General features: G+C 58.1%; 14 protein-coding genes and 6 pseudogenes. 6 read left to right on the top strand and 14 right to left on the bottom strand.

Annotated features, from left to right (window positions below; genetic code table 11):
- Positions 1 to 20: 20 nt before the first annotated feature.
- A complete protein-coding gene (locus tag Har1131_RS21470) occupies positions 21 to 338 on the top strand; it encodes a hypothetical protein (RefSeq protein ID WP_050036512.1) in 318 nt (105 codons plus the stop codon).
- 23 nt (positions 339 to 361) lie between these two features.
- On the opposite strand, the gene Har1131_RS21465 is transcribed toward Har1131_RS21470, so the two are convergent.
- The 5 genes and pseudogenes from Har1131_RS21465 to Har1131_RS21445 form a co-directional block, all read right to left on the bottom strand.
- Positions 362 to 616: a hypothetical protein gene (locus Har1131_RS21465; protein WP_014030966.1), complete on the bottom strand. Its 255-nt coding sequence runs from the start codon at positions 614 to 616 to the stop codon at positions 362 to 364.
- 201 nt (positions 617 to 817) lie between these two features.
- Positions 818 to 2,044 carry a Tm-1-like ATP-binding domain-containing protein gene (locus Har1131_RS21460; protein WP_151148288.1) on the bottom strand — a complete coding sequence of 409 codons (1,227 nt, stop codon included), beginning with the start codon at positions 2,042 to 2,044 and terminating at the stop codon, positions 818 to 820.
- A 2-nt stretch (positions 2,045 to 2,046) separates the two neighbouring features.
- Positions 2,047 to 2,472 (bottom strand): cupin domain-containing protein, encoded by a 426-nt coding sequence (locus Har1131_RS21455; RefSeq protein WP_014030968.1) that lies wholly within the window; start codon positions 2,470 to 2,472, stop codon positions 2,047 to 2,049.
- Complete coding sequence (locus Har1131_RS21450; protein WP_151148286.1) at positions 2,465 to 3,307, bottom strand: phosphoenolpyruvate hydrolase family protein; 843 nt, start codon at positions 3,305 to 3,307, stop codon at positions 2,465 to 2,467. Before Har1131_RS21450 ends, Har1131_RS21455 begins: the two co-directional genes overlap by 8 nt.
- A 103-nt stretch (positions 3,308 to 3,410) precedes the next feature.
- A pseudogene (locus Har1131_RS21445) lies at positions 3,411 to 3,605 on the bottom strand (IS6 family transposase); the annotation flags it as partial.
- 381 nt (positions 3,606 to 3,986) lie between these two features.
- On the opposite strand from Har1131_RS21445, the gene Har1131_RS21440 reads away from it, so the two are divergent.
- On the top strand, positions 3,987 to 5,435 hold the full coding sequence (locus tag Har1131_RS21440; RefSeq protein WP_050036509.1) for a cytochrome ubiquinol oxidase subunit I: 1,449 nt from the start codon (positions 3,987 to 3,989) through the stop codon (positions 5,433 to 5,435).
- A complete protein-coding gene (locus Har1131_RS21435) occupies positions 5,428 to 6,426 on the top strand; it encodes a cytochrome d ubiquinol oxidase subunit II (protein WP_023842943.1) in 999 nt (332 codons plus the stop codon). Before Har1131_RS21440 ends, Har1131_RS21435 begins: the two co-directional genes overlap by 8 nt.
- A gap of 129 nt (positions 6,427 to 6,555) precedes the next feature.
- On the opposite strand, the gene Har1131_RS21430 is transcribed toward Har1131_RS21435, so the two are convergent.
- Together Har1131_RS21430 and Har1131_RS21425 are read right to left on the bottom strand one after the other, a co-directional pair.
- On the bottom strand, positions 6,556 to 8,991 hold the full coding sequence (locus tag Har1131_RS21430) for a heavy metal translocating P-type ATPase (protein WP_014030973.1): 2,436 nt from the start codon (positions 8,989 to 8,991) through the stop codon (positions 6,556 to 6,558).
- 1 nt (position 8,992) lies between these two features.
- Positions 8,993 to 9,820, bottom strand: coding sequence for a sulfite exporter TauE/SafE family protein (locus Har1131_RS21425; RefSeq protein ID WP_050038214.1), 828 nt, complete (start codon positions 9,818 to 9,820; stop codon positions 8,993 to 8,995).
- A 171-nt stretch (positions 9,821 to 9,991) separates the two neighbouring features.
- Between Har1131_RS21425 and Har1131_RS21420 the strand changes: the two are divergent.
- A pseudogene (locus Har1131_RS21420) lies at positions 9,992 to 10,177 on the top strand (hypothetical protein); the annotation flags it as partial.
- A 95-nt stretch (positions 10,178 to 10,272) separates the two neighbouring features.
- On the opposite strand, the pseudogene Har1131_RS21415 reads toward Har1131_RS21420, so the two are convergent.
- Positions 10,273 to 10,952, bottom strand: a pseudogene (locus Har1131_RS21415) (IS6 family transposase).
- Between the two features lie 156 nt (positions 10,953 to 11,108).
- Positions 11,109 to 11,640: pseudogene (locus tag Har1131_RS22910) on the bottom strand (hypothetical protein).
- Between the two features lie 110 nt (positions 11,641 to 11,750).
- Here Har1131_RS22910 and Har1131_RS22430 point away from each other — a divergent pair.
- A pseudogene (locus Har1131_RS22430) lies at positions 11,751 to 12,219 on the top strand (hypothetical protein); the annotation flags it as partial.
- 478 nt (positions 12,220 to 12,697) lie between these two features.
- Here the strand turns inward: Har1131_RS22430 and Har1131_RS22905 are convergent.
- Positions 12,698 to 12,793, bottom strand: a pseudogene (locus tag Har1131_RS22905) (hypothetical protein); the annotation flags it as partial.
- Between the two features lie 157 nt (positions 12,794 to 12,950).
- Here Har1131_RS22905 and Har1131_RS21395 point away from each other — a divergent pair.
- The gene (locus Har1131_RS21395) at positions 12,951 to 15,695 is read left to right on the top strand and encodes an HAD-IC family P-type ATPase (RefSeq protein WP_151148282.1); all 2,745 of its coding nucleotides are present in this window, start codon (positions 12,951 to 12,953) and stop codon (positions 15,693 to 15,695) included.
- Between the two features lie 155 nt (positions 15,696 to 15,850).
- On the opposite strand, the gene Har1131_RS21390 is transcribed toward Har1131_RS21395, so the two are convergent.
- The 4 genes from Har1131_RS21390 to Har1131_RS21375 form a co-directional block, all read right to left on the bottom strand.
- Positions 15,851 to 16,318, bottom strand: coding sequence for a pyridoxamine 5'-phosphate oxidase family protein (locus tag Har1131_RS21390; RefSeq protein WP_014030979.1), 468 nt, complete (start codon positions 16,316 to 16,318; stop codon positions 15,851 to 15,853).
- 176 nt (positions 16,319 to 16,494) lie between these two features.
- The gene (locus Har1131_RS21385) at positions 16,495 to 17,424 is read right to left on the bottom strand and encodes a CBS domain-containing protein (RefSeq protein ID WP_151148280.1); all 930 of its coding nucleotides are present in this window, start codon (positions 17,422 to 17,424) and stop codon (positions 16,495 to 16,497) included.
- Positions 17,425 to 18,007: 583 nt separating this feature from the next.
- A complete protein-coding gene (locus Har1131_RS21380; protein ID WP_050036506.1) occupies positions 18,008 to 19,474 on the bottom strand; it encodes a HEAT repeat domain-containing protein in 1,467 nt (488 codons plus the stop codon).
- A gap of 916 nt (positions 19,475 to 20,390) precedes the next feature.
- Positions 20,391 to 21,209, bottom strand: a complete 819-nt coding sequence (locus tag Har1131_RS21375) for a TrmB family transcriptional regulator (protein WP_050036505.1) — start codon at positions 21,207 to 21,209, stop codon at positions 20,391 to 20,393.
- Positions 21,210 to 21,402: the final 193 nt, after the last annotated feature.

The following is a 21,402-nucleotide window of genomic DNA, read 5'->3' as shown; positions in this document are numbered from 1 at the left end:
CCACTGGCAGAATCCACCGTATGGCAACCTACTACGTCCTCTCGAGTCCGGAGCACACTCCCGACAGCAACCACAGTTCCGAGTGGCCCAAGGAACTCGGACTGTCCTTCGACGACCGTGAGATCCGACTCTTTCAGGGAAAAGGGCACGGTCTCGGCGGTACCGTCTACGACTTCGAGGACTTCCGCCTCGACGAGTGGGCCGAGTTCGTCGACGCCTGCGCCGGTGACTGGCTCCGCGAGGAACTATCCAGACACGAGTCGCTGACTGCTATCGACGAGGCGGACTTCGTCCGGACGCTGAACCGACACGCCACGTTCGCAACGGAAGAGCACTGACGAAACTGGCGGGACCGCTATGCTCATTCGTCGTCCGTTTTCCCTGGCCAGACTGTCGGCCTGATCCGTCTGTCATCGTACGCTGAGAGGTCGGTGCGGACGGTCTCGACCAAGTCCGTGGCCGAGGACTCGCCGTCTTCGATTGCAGTGACCTCCGCGGGCGTCAAGCGCACGGAGACATCGCGCTCTACCGGTCCGCCGAGGAGGAAGGTGAGAATCCACTCGCCGTCGCGGGCCAGTAGGACGTAGGAGTAAGGCTGCCGATCGAGGACTCGCATTGGTCGGTCGAGGAGCAACGCGGGCTAAACAGTTCCGACAGGGCGAAGCCTTTTGCGGCCGTTCGTCCCCCGTATCGGTATGTCTCTCCTCGAATCCGACGTGACTGCTCGCGGCGGTGCGCGATGACTGACGGTCCGACGGTGACCAACGCTGGGAGCAGGCGTACCAGTCCGGTGTCGGAGATTCCTACGAAGCAGTAATCACCCCTCCGGAGCGAGATCTACCGCCCGCATATACGCGTCAAGCTGTTCGGCCAGTGCCCGGGCGAACGTTTCGTCATTGATGTCGGTCTCCATCTCGACCAATTCGACCGATTCAGCCAGATTTGTTTTGAGTGCCTCGAACAGGGCTGTGTCGGCGTCGGGATCATGGAAATCCTCTCCCTCGACGTCGAGCATCGAAACACCTCCAAGTGGAATGTATAGGGCAGTTGGTCCGTTCGCTGCCGAGAGCTTCTTCGCGATGACCTCGCCCAGCTCAGCGTTCTCCTCGGCCGTTGTCCGCATCAGCGTTACCTGTGGGTTGTGGATGTGGAAGTCCCGCCCCTCGAACTCCTCTGGGACGGAGTCTCGTGGCCCGAAGTTGACCATGTCCAGCGCGCCCGTCGAGACGACCTGTGGCGTGCCCGTCTCCGCGGCGGCGTCCAGCCTGTCGGGGCCAGCAGCCAGCACACCCCCTACAAGCTCGTCGGCCCACTCCGTCGTCGTCACGTCCAACACACCGTCGATGACGCCTTGTCTCACGAGGTCCTCCATCGCCTTCCCACCGGTCCCAGTCGCATGGAAGATGATCGTCTCGTAGCCTCGTTCTTCGAGATACTCCCGAGCCGTCTGGACGCACTGTGTGGTGACACCGAACATCGAGATCCCGATAGTGGGGCGGTCTTCAACTTCGATGTCTGGCTGGTTCGTGACCATCCCGACCATCGCGAGGGCAGCATTAGCAATCACCTTCCGGGAGAGTTGGTTGAGTCCCTCAATATCAGCAACCGAATACAACATCATCACGTCAGTGGCACCGACATACGGTTCAATGTCGCCGGAGGCCATCGTCGAGACCATCACTTTCGGGACACCAACCGGCAGCGCCCGCATCGCCGTGGTCGCGATCGAGGTGTTGCCCGAGCCGCCGAGTCCGAGCACACCGTCGAGGTCGCCAGCATCGTGTAGCTGCTGGACGATCGCCGCTGCGCCCTTGCCCATCGCTTCGATCGCCTCACCGCGGTCGGCATCGTCCCGGAGGTGCCCCAGCGTGGTGCCGCCCGCTTCGGCGACCGCACTTGCAGCAGTGTCCGGATCGATTTCCGGGTCGTCCACCACGCCCGTGTCGATGATGTGTACGTCAACGCCTTGCGCGCGAAGGACATCTCGAGCGAAACCTATCTCTTCGCCTTTCGTATCGAGGGTCCCAACGATTGTGACGGCCATACTCACTCCTCCACGTTCTCGGGTGTCGGCAGTTCGCCCGGCGGGACGATCTCACACTCAGGAAGATCCCGGAGTACCTCTTCAGGACCCGGTGGTGCGTAGACCGCGAGCAGTAACAACGGTTCCCAGCTGGTGTTGACGGTTCCGTGTTCGACGCCTTCAGGAACGAACACCATCTCGCCGGCCGAGATATCGCGTGTCTGATCGGCGACCTCTTGTTCACCCTCGCCCTGGATGACGAAGAGGATCTCGTCGCTGTCAGGGTGCGAGTGGCGCTCATGGCCCTTTCCGGGTTCGAGTTTGACGACGCCAGCGCTGAAGCGCTCGCCACCCGTCACGTCAGGCGTGCTCAGCCACTTCAGGACGCCCCAATCGAAGAGCTGACTTTCGACGTCATCAGGAGTGATGAAGTATTCGCTATCAGTCATCTTCGAGACTAATCTCCTTGAATTCGCGGGCCTGTGCTTCGATTGCCTCCTCAGTTGGGAGGCGTTCAATGCTCGACGCACCGAAGAATCCGACGACACCCTCGGTGTGTTCCAGTACGTACTGGGCATCGTCGGGCCATGCGATCGGGCCGCCGTGACAGATCACCAGTACGTCCTGGTTTACCTCTTTTGCGGCGTCGTGATGAGCTTGAACGCGCTCGGCTGCGGCATCGAGATCTAGTGCCGTCTCGGCACCAATATCCCCAGATGTAGTCAGTCCCATATGTGAGACGACCACGTCCGCTCCGGCCTCGGTCATCTCGCGAGCCTGCTCCTCGCTGAAGACGTATGGGCAGGTGAGCATTCCTTGCTCGGCCGCTTCTTGGATCATGTCGACTTCCTTGTCGTAGCCCATCCCCGTTTCCTCGAGATTCTGTCTGAACCCGCTGTCCTCGTCGATGAGACCCACCGTCGGGAAGTTCTGGACGCCCGAGAACCCACGTCGTTTCAGGCTCTCGATGAACACATCCATCTGTCGGAACGGGTCGGTCCCGTTGACGCCGGCGAGAACTGGCGTGTCCTTGACGACTGGAAGCACTTCGTGGCCCATCTCGACGACGATCTCGTTGGCGTCACCGTAAGGAAGGAGGCCAGCCAGCGACCCCCGACCGTTCATCCGATAGCGACCGGAATTGTAGATGATCAGTAGATCGACGCCACCGCGCTCGGCGAACTTCGCCGAGATACCGGTCCCTGCACCTGCGCCGATGATCGGATCGCCGCCCGATACTGTTTCCTGAAGTCGATCAAGGGACTCCTGCCGTGTGAATTCCATACGTCAGATAGAACCATTTCATAATATAGTAATTAATTTTTTGATGATTACGAGGAGTTACCACGACACATAATATTACTTCTGGGCATAGAAACCATCGTCAAACCCAATCGTGGATGGCTCTGCGACTGCGTTGGACACCCAGATCTTCGAGTACTTCGATGGTATTCGACAGTGACAATGCCACAACGTGCGATTGAATGCCCAACGCCATCGCCGACTCGGGTGTCCGCTCGCGTTCCTCAAAACCCAACTCAATCCAGTCTCTATGCCCACTGAGGCGGCTGATTTCTGGCATAGGTACCAAGAAATCAGTCTGCATCACTTTTCACGCTCAACTAAACACGACGGACTCCGCTGTCCATAAAAATATCACAGACAGCTATTTCGCTACGGAAGTGGAGGCGCGACAGTAGTTGATCGATCAGTACAGCTATAGTAACGATTGAAACGAGTTACACACCTGATCGCACGACGGCAGTGCGATCAGGTGTGTATTGATTTTCAATGGCTACTATAGTTTCAATCCTGTTACCGGCGATATTTCGATGTGTGCCACTAACCCGCGGTTCCGACTGCTAAAGAACTACGACTCCGATAACATCAAACACTGTAGTACGGTACTCGAAAGTGAAAACCATGCTAGTCCGGTATTACTGTCGAGAGGATAGATCATGGTGTGCTCCCACTCGAAACGTACAGTGCTGTCAACGCGGAATGGCTGATTTTCCTCTCCCCAGAACTCGCGAGTCGTGCACAATTTGGCTGGACGATTACTGTTCACATCCTCTTTGCCGCGCTCTCGGTCGGGCTGGCACCGTTCATCATCTATTTCACCTGGAAAGACGTCTGGACCGACGATGAACGGTTCAGTCGGTTGCGCTCTTTCTGGGTGACGGTCTTCGCAGTCGGCTTCGTGATGGGTACGGTAACAGGCATCCCCATGAGCTTCCAGTTTGGGACAAACTTCCCGCGGTTTGCGACAATCGCTGGCGAATTGATCGGTGGTCCGCTGGCCTTTGAGGCGAAGATAGCGTTTTTCCTCGAAGCCGTCTTCCTCGGCATCTTGCTTTTCGGACGTGAGCGGGTGAGCGACCGAACGTATGTCCTCTCGTCGGTGCTGGTCGGGATCGGTGCATGGCTGTCGGCGTTCTGGATTCTAGTGGTCAACGCCTGGATGCAGACACCTCAAGGCTATGATATGATAACCCAGAACGGAATGCGGGTCGCCAGGCTGACCGACCCGGTAGCTGCCTTTCTCACGCCGCGACTCCCGTGGATGTACGTCCACATGGTCAACGCCTCCGTCATCTCTGTCGCATTGCTGGTCGGTGGTGTCTCGGCGTACTTGGTCTGGAAGACCCACGACTCGACGGCCTGGCAAGCCTCTCTAAAGATCGCGGTCCTGTTATTGCTGGTTACAGCACCACTGCAGGCCGTTCACGGTGATGCCTACGGTCGCCACGTCGCGGACACCCAGCCCCAGAAGTTCGCCGCTATGGAGGCCCACTACGAGACTGGACAGGCCGACCTTCACCTACTCGCGTTTCCGAAAGATCTCAGTGCGCTGACCGACCCACACGCGGAAAACCTCTACACCGTCAGTCTACCTGGCCTCGGTTCCTACCTCGCCACCGGCGGTGACCCTGACGCTGAGGTACTCGGGTTGAACGAGTACGAACACAACCCCCCGGTGGCGCTGGTGTTCTGGTCGTTCCGGTTTATGGTCGGACTCGGCTTCCTTTTCATCGGTCTCGCAATGTGGGGAGGGTCCCTCACATACAGAGACAAACTCGCCGACAGCGACCGATTCCTGAAGGCGATGATGGCCGCGACGCCACTGGGGTACGCCGCCTTGCTCACCGGTTGGTACGTCACAGAGATCGGTCGGCAGCCGTGGGTCATTCAGGGCGAATTGAAGACCAGTGATGCAGTCTCGCAGTCGCTGACCGCCGGGGAAGCGATGGCGACGCTGGCAGTGTTTCTCATCGTGTATGTTGGGCTAATTGCCGCGGCTCTCCTCGTCTTACGGTGGCTCGTGAGAGAGGAACTGCAGGACCTCGGCGTTCTTGCCCCGTCGCAGGAAACCGGACACGGACGCATTCCGTGGGTGGGTGGCGATGACTGAGTTGCTCTCCGTGGATCGCTACCTCCTTGACGCGCTCCCAGAGGTGTGGTTTGGCGTCGTCATGTTCGCGCTGGCAATGTACGTGGTTCTCGACGGATTCGACTTCGGCATCGGTATGCTGTACGCCACTCGGAGCGACGAAGACGACAGGGAGACACTCCTGTCGGTGTTTGGGCCGGTCTGGGACGCCAACGAGGTGTGGCTGGTCGCCTTCGGAACAATGTTGTTAGCCGCGTTCCCGAGCGTGTACTCTCGGTTGCTCGCTGACAACTATCTGCTCGTTATCGGGTTTGTTCTCGCGCTGTTGTTCCGGGGCATAGCACCGGAACTGCGCGAGCAATGCGAGGACGATCGGTGGCAACGGATGTGTGACGCTTCTTTCGTCGGGGGCAGCACGCTCGCACCACTGCTGTTTGGCGTCCTCGCCGGGCGCTGGATCTTCGATGTTCCGACGCTGTCGGTGCCGGCGCTCTTGACAGGTGTCGGACTGACCACGGTATCAGTCGTCACGGGCGCGGCTTTCATCTCGGCCAAGACTGGCTCCTCCCTTGCCGCCGACCTGCGCAGGTACGGTATCGCCGGAACGGTATCATATCTCGGTGGTGTCGCCATCCTTCTGACGACTGTCGTCGTGACAGACGCCGGCGGCACAGCTGACGCCGTTCTCTCTGTCCCGATTGCTGTGGTAGTCGCTCTCTCTGCCCTCTCAGGCCTGGCTGGGATAGGCTTCGCTCGCCGCGAGCAGTATCGGCGATGGCTCGTGAGTGCGCTAACTCTTCCCGCGCTGTTGAGCCTCCTCGTTGCGCTTCTGCTGTACCCAGTTATCTACCCTGCGACCGGACTGACCGTCCGAGAGGCCGTCGTCTCACCACTCGCGCTCAACCTTGTCACCGTGATGGGGCTGCCGGTGCTACTGCTCGTGCTCTGGTATTTCAAGTTCCTCTATGGCGTCTTCAGCGGACCCGTTGTCGACGAATCCTATGGTCCTTGACCAAGCCGAGACCGCCGCTACAGTAAGCAAGGTGAGTCTCCTCTGGGCTTGCTTCTGACCTCACGCCGCTTCTAGATTCGGCAATAGTTTCAGCCGGAGTGTCAGGGGCAATACCTGGCGTTCGAGCGCTCAGTCCGACTGGACTGGAGCGTCGAGTTGTTCGGTGCGTTCGCCAGAGTCGGGCTCAGCCAAATAATCTCCGTCCGCCGGAAGGAGTCGACGTTTCGAGTTAAAGACGACAATGAGGCTACTGATCGCCATCATAACGGCGGCGATCAACGGTGTGATCACACCGGTTATCGCCAATGGGAGTGCAATCGCGTTGTAGCCGGCCGCCCAGACGAGGTTCTGTTTGATCCGGCCTCGAGTTTCACTCGCCAACTCGAAGACCTCTGGAACGGCGTCGAGACGGTCGTCAAGCACTACCGCATCGGCCGCCTCGATCGCCAGATCGGTGCCGCTCGAGACTGCGATCCCGAGGTCGGCGCTAGCGAGTGCGGGCGCGTCGTTCGTTCCGTCGCCGATCATTGTCGTCGTCCCGCGCTCGCGGAGTCCCTGGACGATCACTTCCTTCGACTCGGGGCGCACGCCTGCGAAGACGTGATCAACTGCGGGATGGTTTGCAAACGTCTCAGTCATCCGCTCGTCGTCGCCAGTCAGCACGACGATATCCCGATCCGCGGCCGCGGTCTCGGAAACCACGCGTTCCCAACTCTCACGGGGCGTATCTTGGACTGTAACGACTCCTTTGACGGCCCCCTCCCAAGCAACCGCCGTTGGATGAGTACCCGACTCGTAAGCGTCCGTGACAGCTGCCTCGATTTCCGTGGGGATTGTCCACTCGTCAGTATCGAATGAGCCCGGGTGGCCCAAAACGACGCGAGTATCGTCGACAAGTGCTGACACGGTACGGTCGGCGCTCTCGAAACTCGACACCGATCGCGTGGTCGGCGGGGCAGCCTCGTCAATGGCAGCGGCGATTGGGTGGCTTGACCGACGTTCGACGGCGGCCGCCATCGCGAGCACTTCGTCGGGATCGTCGCCAACGACGTCCACAAGCTCCATCTCCCCAGTGGTGAGCGTCCCAGTCTTGTCGAATACGACGACCGAAGAGTCGTCGATCCGTTCAAGCACTGTCTCGTTGAGAATGAGCATGCGATTGTCGGTGGCATCGCGGGTGGCCGCTGCGAGAGCGAGCGGAGTAGCGATGCCGAGCGAGCATGGGCACGAGACTACTAGCACGGCGACCCCGGCCATTATAGCTGTGTTCGGGTCGTTACCAAGGACGAACCAGCCGGTGGCGGTCAGCGCGGCAAGTCCGAGTACGAATGGAACGAACAGTACCGCAAAGCGGTTGACAATATGTTGCACACCCGTGGCAGAACTCTTGACGTTCCAGAGGAGTTCGACGAGGCGATCCATCGTGCTAGTTTTTTCGGGACCAACTTCAACGATAATCGCATTGTCAGTAAGGATCGACCCGCCGAGGACACTGTCCCCGACCGATTTTCGTTGCGGGAGAGATTCACCCGTGATAAGTGCCTCATCAATCGCGGCAGTCCCGTCGACGATCTGGCCGTCGACCGGGATCCGCTCGCCGGGTTTGACTAACAGCCGGTCGCCAGGCTCACACTTCGCAATTTCGATGGTTTCACTGGTCTCACTGTCGTCGTCGAGTCGGCGGGCCTCATCGACGCGTGAATCCGTGAGGTCGGCACGGTTACCGAGTGCAGCGTGTTTGACCTGTGACTCCAGATGATTGCCGATAGTGACGATCGCGAGCACCATCACTGCGACGTCGAAGTACGGGTCACGCCCGCCCGTGAGGTAGGTTGCCAGCGAGTAGAGATACGCTGCAAGTACCGCGATAGCTATCAACACGTCCATGTTCGGGCGACCGACTCTCAGGCTCACGTAGGCCCCACGGAAGACCGGGTATCCAAGTCCGACGAGTATGAGTGTGCTCCAGACAATTAGTGGCCAGAACACCATCGCCTCGACAGTGCTCCCATAGAGGAAACTCTCGGGATAGATGCCGAGATACACTGGGTATATGAACAGGACGTAGAGAACCAACACAGGCATCATCAGAACTGCCGCGAGCACCGCACGGTATTTGCCGAACTCGACGCGTGAACGTAGTGAGTCGTTCTCTTCGTCAGGACCGTGAGCTTGGTAGCCCAGTCGACTGAGTGCCGCAGCGATCGCGTTTCGATCGATGCAGTCAGGATCGTACACCACCTGTGCCATTTCAGTCGCGTAACTCGCACGCGCCTCGTGAACGCCTTCCTCCTCTTCGGCAAGGAGTTCAATGAATCCCTCGCAAGTCTGACAGTGCATCCCGTCAATCGAGAGGTAGGCTGTTTCGGCACCCTCGGGGCCATCGGGCCTGGTCTCCTCGGCCTCGACACGGTCACGGACGGCCGCAATCGAAAGGTCGACATCCTCACCGTCGTCAACTAACTGTGCGACCTCTAAACAGCCTCGACAGCAGAACTCGCCGTCAATGTCATCGTTGGTAATCGGGTCTTTGACGGGGAGGTCACAGAGTGTACAGGTGGACATATTACGCAACCGCCTCCGATTCGGCGATCGGTTGATAGTACGGGATATCTGGTAACGGAAGCATGACGCCAAACCGCATAAGTCCCATCGCTACCAGTATGTATCCGAGCCCAACGAACAATACACCGAGTCCGTAATGGACTACCTGCCGCTGGCGGGTGCTCACTGATTGGATAACCGTTCCGTAGAGAAACACACTGGGGATCGTCCCGACCCCGAGCGCACCGAGCGAGAGGAGGCCATATACGGGTGAGCCCTGGGCAAACGCGTACAGGAATGCCGGATAGAGAAGCATACACGGCAACAACCCATGAAGCGCGCCGAGGCCGATAATGCCGATACCGTTGACCCAGCGGTCGACCCGTCTTGAAATGACTGTGTAGGTTCGCGCGAATAGTGAGCCGAACCCAGTACCGGCAACAACTCCTTCAACGGCTCCTTGTTGGTAGCCGGCTAACCGGGTGAGTCCCATAACGATAATTGCTACGCCAATGCAGATTCCGACGACACCCTGAGCTGGCCGGAGAAATCCAGCGAGCCCGATGGTTCCGTACAGTAGCGCGCCGGCAGCTCCGAAGACGCATCCGATGATGGCGTAGCTCACCGTCCGGCCGAGGTTGAACAGTGTGTGCTGACGCACCTCATAGAGTGTGAGTGCGCTCGCCCACCGGTCCTGGGTTTCCATACGCTCGGCATAGGTTGCAACGAGCGGGCCGCACATTCCAAGACAGTGTGCACCTCCGAAAAGGCCAATCATGAAAAACACGACCAGTCCGTAGCCACTTGTGATGCTGATCTCACTCAGCTGTACTAGAACTGCTGATATCATATCCAAGGCTGGCAAGGCCAGCATAGATTAGGGTGTACCAATCGTCGTGTGTAGTGGGTTTCGGTTCAGGCCGTGGCTTCGATCGTTAAGAACTACATCCAAGAACGTGGAATTACAGTGATTGTGAGGCGAAAACCCACGACTTCAGTCGTGGGATGAAGCCGACAACTTGGCCACTCCTCCCGCCACCTCCGTGATGAGTTCGACTTCGGATTGCCGTCGCTGTGGACGCGCTCGCACCTCGCCTCAATTGCGGGCGACGTGTCCAGCGAGTTCATCGAGGAGTATATCGACGCCCAAGCAGGTGAGTCGTCACGCAACGGACCGTCTCAACCACGGAAGTTTGTCAGTAGTTGAGACTTGCAGTCTCAATGCATACGAAATGAGATTCAAGGGAATCTTGGCTGGAATAACTGTTCAATCTGGATGCGAACTACCCAGAAGGGCACTGTCTAGTTCTGGACGACCTCAGCTGGCGTTCGTCCGTCGAGTTCTTGGTTGGGTCGTTCGTGGTTGTAGTGGTGTCTGAAGCGTCGTAGCCACTGTTTCGCGCTGGATTGACTGTCCCTCCAGAAGGAGTGAAAGCGGTCGATTCGCACGGTCACAGTCTGGAACCACTTTTCGAAGTGGTTCCGGATTCGATAGTCGAGCCGACCGCTCAAATCGTGACGCGAGAGGGCAGTCAGATAGCCGCCAGCATCGACGAGAAACTCTGTCTCGGCAACATCGTGTTTCTGAGTGAGCCGGTGCAGGAACGCCGCCGCGGGGTCAGTCCCGCAGCGGCTGAACACGTCAACTTCGAGAAGTAACTTTGATTCAGTGTCGACAGCGGCATACACCCACTTTTTTCCCCGTCGATCTCGATTTGTTTCTCATCGACTGCGACCCGCGACGGCTCCGCCGTCGGCGGGTCGCTCTGTGCTTCGGACAGTGTATGCACCCAATTCCAGACTGCTCCGTGAGAGCGGTCGACACCCAGCAGGTCTAAGATAGCAACCGTCTCCCTAATCGACAGCCCCGCAGTATGGAGACGCACCCCAAACCGCCGGACGGGTGTCGGGGTGCGCTCATTCTCCCAAACGTCTTGGCTGTCCTCATCTAACGTTTCTCTGAGGAGGTCTGCGAGTTGCATGGACACTTCTCGCTACGACCTCCTCGTTTCTCAAACTCGCTCAACTAGACAGTGCCTTTGGGGGTGTTATTTGGATTTCTCTATCAAACGATTCGTAGCTCCCCTGTACTGCTCATTAGCGGAGCAGACCCACCAATTTCGTGGAACTACCGTCGGCTACCCAATCCACCCGTCGATCTCAACCTGTGTACTGTCTGCCGGAGCATCGTCCGCTGTCCTCGCAGCTGAGTCAAACGGGGGCTCGACGAGACGCGGCACTTCATCGTCGTATGTCCGGTCAGGGCGTTTCACACAGTCGAGCGTGATGATAGGACTGCACTCACTACAAGAGTGCGTTGCCCCGTCGAAGCCGTTGATACTCACCGACTAGGAAATAACGCTCGCGAGCCGATACGTCTCCGCTGCTGGCTGGCGAGTACTGGCAGACTGGCAGCCAACAGCCCCGCAGACATCGCAGGTGACGAGATGGTCTCGATCTGCCTCGTGGAAGAGCGAAGGCGGCCTGCTCGACGTTGTCGCGGTCCTGAAGCGTACACTCCCGGCAAATCGTGAACCAGAACACGCCGTCTTCTCGCCCCACTTCGTCGGGCAACCGGACATACGTGTACGCCTCGCCGGAGATATCGGCTGTCCTGTCTCCACAGAACCGACAGTACTCAGCCGTTGCCTTGGGCTGGATTTCGGTCACTGAGACCTCCGTGCAAGTGTTGACTGCTCGCGAGCAGTGTCCACAGGACAGAGAAAGCGCCATTGTATCGCTCACGAATCGGCTTGTACTCTCGGTTGCTTCAGTTTGAGCTGCAAATCGAAAGATTTGAGAAGGAAAGCAAGCAAAAGTACAAGAATATCGGCAATTACAAGACCAATTTAACCAGAAATACGAGCGGATAGAAGAAATAGAAACACGCCTTTGGAAATACGAGAACCCGAATACATCGTCCAGTAAGCAACAGTCGGGGGCTGATGCTCACCGATTCGTCAAGGTGATCCCTGATCTGGAGCCCCCAGAAGTCACCCAGGACAACCGCCACTGCTACCAGTGCAACTCTTGTGGGACAGAAACCGTTGCGACACACCCTGACTGCCCCAAATGAGTGGTAGTTCGCGGTGAGCGTACTCTCCCAAGCAGCACTTTATCGGAACGATCACCGCCGCTCTTTCCGGAAGATTGCTGATAGCTTTGAGCAACTGCACTGGTTAGTAACCCTCAGGTGTGTCCGTGTGGTACGCGACCGAACGCGCTGGTCGCTGCGAATACGAACAGATTCATATCTCCACTGAACGTGACAGGTGCAGCCACGATCCCGATTGCGGTGATGTCGGTGGTATCGGCTCGGTTACGAACAGCACCACAGGACGGTTATCAGCCCGAACACTACCAACATGCTATAGTAGCCATTGAAAATCAATGCACACCTGATCGCACGACGGCAGTGCGATCAGTGTGTACATCGTTTCAATTGTTACTATAGTCGGCGGATCGGGCATCGTTATTGAGTTATCACTCCTGAAAGACTTATACTTGCCCGACGGTGCCCTCACTCTATTTCGTTATGGAAAAAGATAGTATTTCCTCAGAGTACGTCAGAAACGAGGCAGCGGACTATTCGAAGTTGATGAGCGGTTTGATAATGTCGTCCTCTTTCCTTTCCACGAGGGGGAACGCTTCTTGCCAGCGTTGCGTTCGGGTTCCCGGCATGTGCCACCCCGAAGACGACCGACGTAAACAGCGTGGCAAGTCCGACCGCAGCCGTACCCCGAACCCGCTCGAACCACGTACGTTCCTCTGTGATGTTGGTGATGAGATATCCCCGAAATAGGAGCTCCTCGTAGACGCCCACGGCGACGAACGTGACGAATCGCCTGTGGTACCAGATGTAGCAGCCTATCGTTCTCAACGCGGATCCCGCCCTGAATCGCCCCTCTGGTTAAACGACACCCTGCTTCTGTACTCGACACTGACCACTAAGTCGTCCCCCGGTGTACACCCCGTAACTAATGGTTGTCTCCGCTTCGACGAACACCGAATCCTGGTATTCACGGGGGCTAAGTCAGATATACGACGCCCTTGACGCCGATTCAGATGGTCTCTCAACCGAGGACGCTGAAAGCCGGCGCTCTGAACACGGCTCAAATCGCCTGCCGAAGACAAAGCCGGTCACCGTGTGGCAAATCTTCCTCCGTCAGTTCAAAAACCCACTCATCTACATTCTCGCCACCGCGGCAATTGTCTCGTTTGCCATCGGTGAGGAGACTGACGCTGGATTCATCGCCCTGGTGCTGTTGATCAACGCGCTCGTCGGCGGTATCCAAGAATGGCGTGCAGAACGCAGCAGTCAGGCACTGCAGCAACTCATCAGGACCCGGGCGACGGTCATTCGAGATGGTGAGACACGCGACATCGATGGAGAAGAGGTCGTCCCTGGTGATATCGTGCTTCTAGAATCTGGGTACCGTGTTCCTGCGGACATTCGACTCGTTTCTACACATGGTCTAGAGATCGACGAGTCGCCACTCACCGGCGAATCAGCCCCCGTCCTGAAAGACGAAGAGTGGGCAGGCGACGACCGGGCCTCACTCGGAGATCGGCGCAATATGGCCTACGCGGGAACGGTGGTCAACCGTGGGCGGGGGCGCGGTGTCGTCGTCGAAACCGGTGCCGATACGGTTGTCGGCCGATTGGCCGAGGACGTCACGGCCGTTGAGGGCGGACAGCCTCCCCTCGTGACGCGTATGGAGCGATTTACCCGCATTGTCGGCCTCGTCGTACTCGCCGCCGCGGCAATCACCGCCCTCCTCGGAATCTTCGTCCAGCAGTACGACGCCGTCGAAATGTTCCTGTTCGCCGTTGCGTTAGCCGTGTCGGCGATCCCTGAAGGGCTCCCCGTGGGAATCACTGTCGCGCTAGGCGTCGCCAGCCGGAGAATGGCAAAGGTAGGCGTCATCGTCCGTCGTCTAGTGGCTGTGGAAGGACTGGGAAGTTGTACGATGATTGCGTCGGATAAGACGGGAACGCTGACTGCAAACGAATTGACGGTCAAACAGGCTCAACTCCCCGATGGAAGGACGTTTGAGGTGACCGGCGAGGGGTATGCCCCGGAAGGGAGTGTCCTCAGAGACGGGCACCCTCCGGAGCCTCATCTCGCAAACGAGTTGTCTCGTCTCGCCCGCGCATCTGTGCTCTGTAACGAAGGGCACCTGTCCCGACGCGACGACGAGTGGACGTGGCGCGGTGACCCGACCGACATCGCGCTTCTCGCGTTCGGTCACAAGCTGGGGTGGTCCCGCGAGGCGGCGCTCGACGCGAACCCACAGATTGACGAGATCCCTTTCGAACCCGAACAGCGCTATGCGGCGACATTTCATGAAACCCGTGACCAGGAACAGGTATTCGTCAAGGGTGCGCCCGAGCGCGTTCTGGAGATGTGTTCGGATGCAAGCGAGGGCGACTTTTCGCGGCAAGAACTGCAACAGCAGGCGACCGAGATGGCTCACGAGGGATATCGCGTGCTTGCCGTCGCCGAAGGAACGCTGGAGACTACCGAGGATCTCGGCCAGCCCCCGTCAGAACCGACCGGGTTGACGTTTCTCGGGTTTATCGGGATGATCGACCCGCTCCGATCCGGTGTCGAGGAGGCGATTACGTCAGCACAGCAGGCTGGCATCACTGTCACAATGATTACGGGAGATCATCGAGAGACGGCCCTTGCTATCGCCCGTGCCCTCGGACTGGCCGAGTCTCCGGAGGAGGTCACCACCGGAACCGAGCTCATGGACGCCTCCCAAGAACAGCTTGTGGAAATCATAGAAACGACGCGGGTGTTTGCACGCGTCTCGCCCGATCAAAAACTCAGAATCGTCGAAGCTGCCCGGGGTATGGGACACTACGTCGCCGTCACGGGTGACGGTGTCAACGACGCACCGGCGCTTCGGCAGGCGAATATCGGTATCGCTATGGGACAGATGGGGACCGACGTGGCCCGGGATGCGGCCGAACTCGTGATCAGCGACGACAACTTTGCGACGATAGTCGCGGGCATCGAACAGGGCCGGATCGCGTTCGACAACATCCGCAAGATCATTTTCCTGCTCATCTCCACCGGCGCTGGAGAAGTTACACTCGTCCTGTTGAGCTTAGCGGCCGGACTACCACTCCCGCTGGTGCCCGTCCAGATTCTCTGGTTGAACCTCGTCACGAACGGGATTCAGGACGTCGCCCTGGCATTCGAACCCAAGGAAGGAGACGTGTTGAATCGGCCACCACGCTCTCCTGACGAGCGAATCTTCAATCAAATCATGATCGAACGGACACTCGTCGCCGCGATGGTGATCGGTGTGATCGGGTTCGGGACGTTCATTTGGTTACTGGAGCAGGGGCTTTCGGAGGCGGCTGTCCGCAATCACCTGCTCCTGCTGGTCGTCCTGTTCCAAATGGTCAATATCGGCAATGCCCGCTCCGAGACGGCCTCTCTGTTCCATCTATCACCGTTGCAGAGCCCCATCTTGCTTACCGGGACGATTACTGCGTTCTTGATCCACCTCGGAGCGATGTACTTTCCGCCCGCTCAGGCAGTCCTTGGAACCGCACCTGTCAGTCTGGAACAGTGGCTCGTTCTCGGTGGGATTGCCCTGACCATCGCCGTCGCTATCGAGCTGCACAAACTGAGCTGGAAGATGCGGTACCCTAAGCGCTCGGAGAGAGCGTCACAGACCTCTTCGCAAACTCGCGAGAAGGAGGCGTAGAGCGGGAAATCTGGCAGACCCTCAGTCGCGCTCTCCGCCACGAAGCGGGCTTTCTCCTGTGAATTCTCGCTTAATTAAGCGACAGCATCCCAGCGTTCACGCCGGGGAGGACGTTATCTCCGAGCAGCCCGATTCATTCCGAGGAGGGGACGCATTCAGTTATAAAATCCCGGCGGGAGACCAGTGTGTCGAACGCCGGTCCATTCCTCGATCTGGAACTCGTATATCTGTGTTTCAAGCGAGTCACTCGCGGTCTCGAACAGTTCCGGGCGCCACGTTGGCGTCGTCGTCTCGTCGAGTTCACCACGTCTGTCTTCCGGGAGTTTCTGAATCGTCCCGATGAGTCCGACGCTCTCCCAGTTAAACGCTGTCTCCGCACTGTACACGAGGAATGCCGCCGACTCTGCCTGGTTGGCCAACTCCATTTTCCGACTTCCGTTGTCTCCGATGAAGTAGAAGTAGAGACGCCCCCCTCCATTATACCCGTAGGTCATCGGAATCAGGTAGGGTTCGACGTCTGTTGGGAGTCCCAGCGTTCCCATACTCTGGCTAGAGAGAAACCCCTCTACCTCCTCGTCGGTCATCTTGTGCAACCCGAAGTCGGTGAGTTCGTCGATAGTCATTCCATATCAGAGTATGCTATCGAGTGACATAATTCCGTGTGCTGTCTCATAGTTTCCCGATAGACAACAGATGGAGGCGTCTGCTATAGTAGCCATTGGAAATCAATGCACACTTGATCGCATGGCAGCAGTGCGATCAGTGTGTAAATCGTTTAATTGTTACTATAACTGCTCGGTCACCCGCTGGCGAGGACCTCGACGGTGACCTGACCTGTCTCCGGCGTCTCGTCGATCAGGACGGCGGCCTGGCCCTCAATTATCGGTTCGCCGTCCTCGTTGAGCACGTCCGTCGTGAGCTGGTATTTGTTCCTGCCGAGGTCCTCGACAACCTCACAGACTGCGGTAAGGCGAACATCGATGTCGGCCGGTTTTAGGAACGAGAGGTCCTGTGAGATGTATATAGTTACACCGGGGAAACGAGCCAACGCAGCACTGATCAATCCACCGACAAGCGTCCCGTGGACGATTCGCCGGCCGAACCGCGTCTGGCTGGCGTACTCCTCGTCGAGATGAAGCCGGTTTGTGTCGCCACTGGCGGCAGCGAAGGTCCTCACGTCTTGTTCGCTGATCGTCTTCGAAAACTCGACTCTGTCACCGACGTTGACGTGGTGGTCGTCGAGTCCCGTACCCTCAACGTCCCAGTCGTTTTTTTCGTAAGCAGTCTCCTGATGTCGGTAGTAGTTGGCAGTCTGTTGTTCGTGGCCTTCGATTACCCGCCGCTGGAGGATTTGCGGGACGTGACGGACGATATCGTCAGTGCTGACCAGCCCAACTAGCTCGTCTCCATCGAAGACGACCAACCGGGCGATATCATGCTCAAACATTGTTTCGACCGCGGCGCCGAGGGTGGCGCTCGCATCGACCGAAACAACGTGGGTTGACATAAACTCCGAAAGCGAGCGCTCTTCCGGGCTCGACTCCTCGCTGAGGAGTCGCACGAAGTCGTCGCTGGTGACGATGCCGAGGACCTCTCCGTCCTCGACGACGACTAGTGACCCGATTGAGCCCGCGTGACACCGGCCGGCGGCAGTACTGGCAGTTGTTTCAGGCGACGCCGTCTCGACCGGACTGCTCATCACGTCGTTGACGCGAATTGGGAACGCCATGGTTGCACGTCGGTTCGACGTGACAAGAGGTTATCTGACGAAGAGATACCAACCGATAACAGCTGTACGTATGTTATTACTAAAAGGAATAGAAAAGTAAAGAGATGGAATAAAAGGTGTATCTAACCGAGATCAAATAGTTATAATTACGCATGTATTATATACAAAATAACGCCCTTCAGATTGAATACTGGTGCTTTGTTTAAAGATTTAATTGATCAGTGTTATTCTTCGTGCTGGATTCTGGTATCCAAGAGCTTCAATTTGTTCTTCTCGAAACCAACGAGGGCACCAATCTGTCGCCCGTGGTGACGACCTTTGGGAGGTTATAATGTGCCTTATCGACATCATCGGTAATGGAACTAGAGTGCATAAGTTAGAGTGAAAACGAGAGATATTAACAATAAAAACCCGAGTTTGGAAATACAAAATCAATTTTATGAACTAAAGGGTTGCAAATACAAGATAAAGATACCAATCTGACTGAATAGAGGATTAAGTCTTGGAAAGTGGACGACATCCATGAGACGGCAGCCCGCAATGCGATATCCGAGTGAGCCAGTGCAGTGACGAAGACCGAAGCTCAGATCGAGATAGGACTCAGATAGCGATAGGCGTCGTCGATGGTACTGATCGTCCGGAATGCCGCTGCCACGGAGGGCTTCTCGTCGACCGAATCCATGTCGCCGACACGGGATCGTAGTTCGGTGACCACCAGCGCCCCCACGGTAGGCTCTGCGGCGACGAACCGGTCGATCGCCTCCTGGGAGTCCGCGGCGGCGAGAAAGAGCGCGCAGATCTCCTCAGCCGCCGATTCCGTTTCGGAGTCCACCACGTCCAGCGCCAGCAGTGCCTCGGTCGCCTCCATACGCACCCACGGATCCTCGTCTTCGAGACGGGCCTCTAAGTTCTCGACGGCGGGGCGAACCTCGTCGGGGTGGGTCCGTCCGACCGCCGTGAGTGCCCTGGCCGCAGAACGACGGCGTTCGATCCTCGACGCGTCGAGGCTGGCGGTAAGGTCATCGATGGCGGGCACGACCGCCTCCGGGTGGGCTTGTGCAATCGTCTCTAGCTCACGGGTGATCGATTCGTATATGGGTTCGAACGTGGTGTTTCCAGCACCTTCTTCGTCGAAGATGCTCTGGAGTGTCGAGGCGATACGGGGTGCCTCGCGTGGGAAGGTCACACCCAGCCGCCCGAGCGCCAGTGTGATGGATGTCTGTTCACCCCTGGGACCGGGTCCGACGAACGCAGCGGGTGGCGACAGCAATGCGAGGATGCCGTCGATGACGGGTCGAACCGCATCCGGGCGCGTCTCCGCGAGCGAAGCGAGCGCACTGGCCGCGCTGGAACGGACCGTCCAGCTGTCGTCGCCCAGACACGCCCGGAAGTCATCGATGGAAGGACGGTCCGCATCCGGATGCGTTTCCGCGAGAGAGCCGAGCCGCAGGACCGCTTTGGACCGTACTTTCGGGACGTCGTCGTCCAGGCACGCCTCGAAATCGTCGAACGGCGGGGTGATAGCTTCGGGTCGCTCTGCGGCGATCTCCCCCAGAACGGCCAGTGTGTGTTCCCGGACCCACGCCTCGCCGTCGTCGAGACGGACCCGGAGATCGTCGACGAGCGGCACGAACAGTTCGGCGTGGTGCTTGCACAGTTCCCTGAGGGCGAACAGTGCCTCTCTCCGGGTCGACTCGTGGGCGTCGTGGAGCCGCTCCCGAAGGGTGTCGACGGCGGGGCGGAGCACTGCCGGGTTCTGCTCGCGACCGACGTCCGAGAGGTTCTCGGCGGCGGGTTCGCGGACTCGCCTGGGCTGGTCGAAACAGTGCCCCAGCAACACGTCGACGGCCGCCTCGGTTCGTTCCTCGTCGACGATGCCGACCGAACGAATGCCAGACATGGCGACGTCTCGGTCCCTGGCGTCTTCGGTCGCGAGCAACTCCCGCAACGCCTCGAATTCGGCATCGCCCGCCCGCCCGTCCTCGAAAGCGGCGACCAATTCCGTCACTCTCTCCGTCGTTCCAGTGGTCTCGCGAAAATCGTTCCCCATGCTTCTTGATTGAAACAGGCCACTCACGGTAATAGATCTCTGGATTCCACACGACGACCCGATACCACCTACGACCAGTGTGATTATATTCACAGCTACCGTACCAAAACGAAATGGATGACGAGTCGGTCGAAGCCGCACACGCCTAAAACCCCGAAACCTACGAGGACGAGCGGTTCGGGACATTCGAGAAGAAGGCGACTGTCTGTACTCGGTGATTATCTCGGTCTTGTGCGAGTTGACGGCGCCCACGGCCTCGTGCGTGAGCTCGCCGAGAGTACACTCCACGAGGGTGACGACCGGCGTGTGATCCCGGTCGATCGGTCGAGATCGTCGGCTCACCGTCAGGAGTTCTGTCCGCTTGATGCGCTGCTCGTGTTTCGCTGCGTTGTTCCGAAGCCATTGTCAATCGGGGGCATGTGATGCGCCCCGCCACCATCTCGCGGGGGAAACAGACACACCGAAACGCACCCGTCCATCTCATACACTAAAACTGATCGGTTCGCGAGTCCACTCTCCCTGTGACATCCCCTCAGCCGAAGAGAACCGGCGGCCTTCGCACACAGCATATCGCCTCTCTCTTTGGACGAAAACCGCGATCTGCAAGCCGAAATGACACCCTCAAATAGCAGATGAGCCGTGTCGTACCGATTTGAGCGCGTAGAAGGCATCCCGAGAAATCCCGTGATAATGCTGTAGTTTCAGAAATTGCTCGACGGGGATTCAGAAGGAATGATTTCTACTCAGCAACGGACTTTTGAAAGTCTCTGCCGGTGATAGGTTTCACCGGCCGTGTTGAATACAGGATGCGAGTACAGCATGTGATTTTTCCAAGGCGTTGACAATGCAATCCCTCAGTACAGTGTCTGTAATACTCACTCTGTTCGCGCAGTCTGGCCAGAGCAGCGCTGACTGGCTACCTCACCGGGTTCACCACGGGGAGCCGACCCGAGGAGATTATCCGGCGAAGGAGGACGACGATACCGTTCTCCAGGCCGTTGGCGAAGACCGCCTGTTCGTGTGATTCGTCGGGGTCGGCGTCCGGGTAGAAGGAACTGACCAGCAACGTCGTGCGGTCGACCAACAGCAGGCGGCTGATGGCAATCTCGTCGTTACTCGTGGGACCCAGGAGCCAGTCCAATTCGGTTTCGAACACCTTCACGGATGGCAGCTCGGTACCGAGTTTGGCAATGATTGCGTCCGTCTGGCCACCGATGATCACGTCGACGCCGCGGTCGACTGCATCGTGGAGTCGGTCGTACAGCGCCTCCGTCAGAAGTTCCTCCTCGACGACCAGCAGGACGATCTCCGAGTTGGCGTCCTCAAGCAGCGTGTGTGTCCGGGACTCGATGCCATCGTGGCCGGACAGCGCCCATACCTCCTGCATTCGGTCGTTGTTCTCGCCCTCCGGCTGGGGGTCGAGCGCTTCGAGGTGTGACTGGAGGCTGTCGATCCGCGTGTCGTACTGTTGACGCAGGATCGCGGTCGCCTCTTCGATGCTGACCGCGCGAAACTGTTGAGGGCTGGAGTGCTGCACTTCGACCAGCCCCTTTGACTCCAGCACTCGGACAGCGTCGTACACCCGGGTCCGCGGAACCTCCGAAGCCTCACTGATTTGCTTGGCCGTCCCCGTCGAGAGTTGGGTCAATGTCAAGAAACTCCGCGCCTCGTACTCCTTCAGCCCGAGGTCCTGGAGCAGAGTTACCGTCTCGGCTTTGAGTTGTTCAGCTGTCATTAGGTGGTCCTGTCAAGTTTGACTGACTGAGAGAGGTACCAACGACAGAACCTGTCAATATAGTGACGGAATTGGTCACCGTTTCGGTCGATTCGGACATACCGTAGTAAGGACGCCGACACGAATAAAGTCGGTTACCCACACAGTTGTCATATTTGGAAATTCCAACTCAAACTGGCTATCGGTGGATATT

Source organism: Haloarcula sp. CBA1131, assembly GCF_008728975.1.
In the GTDB taxonomy this organism is placed as follows: Archaea; Halobacteriota; Halobacteria; order Halobacteriales; family Haloarculaceae; genus Haloarcula; species Haloarcula hispanica.
Note: the sequence above shows the minus strand (reverse complement) of the source record. Positions and strands in the feature narration are given on the sequence as shown.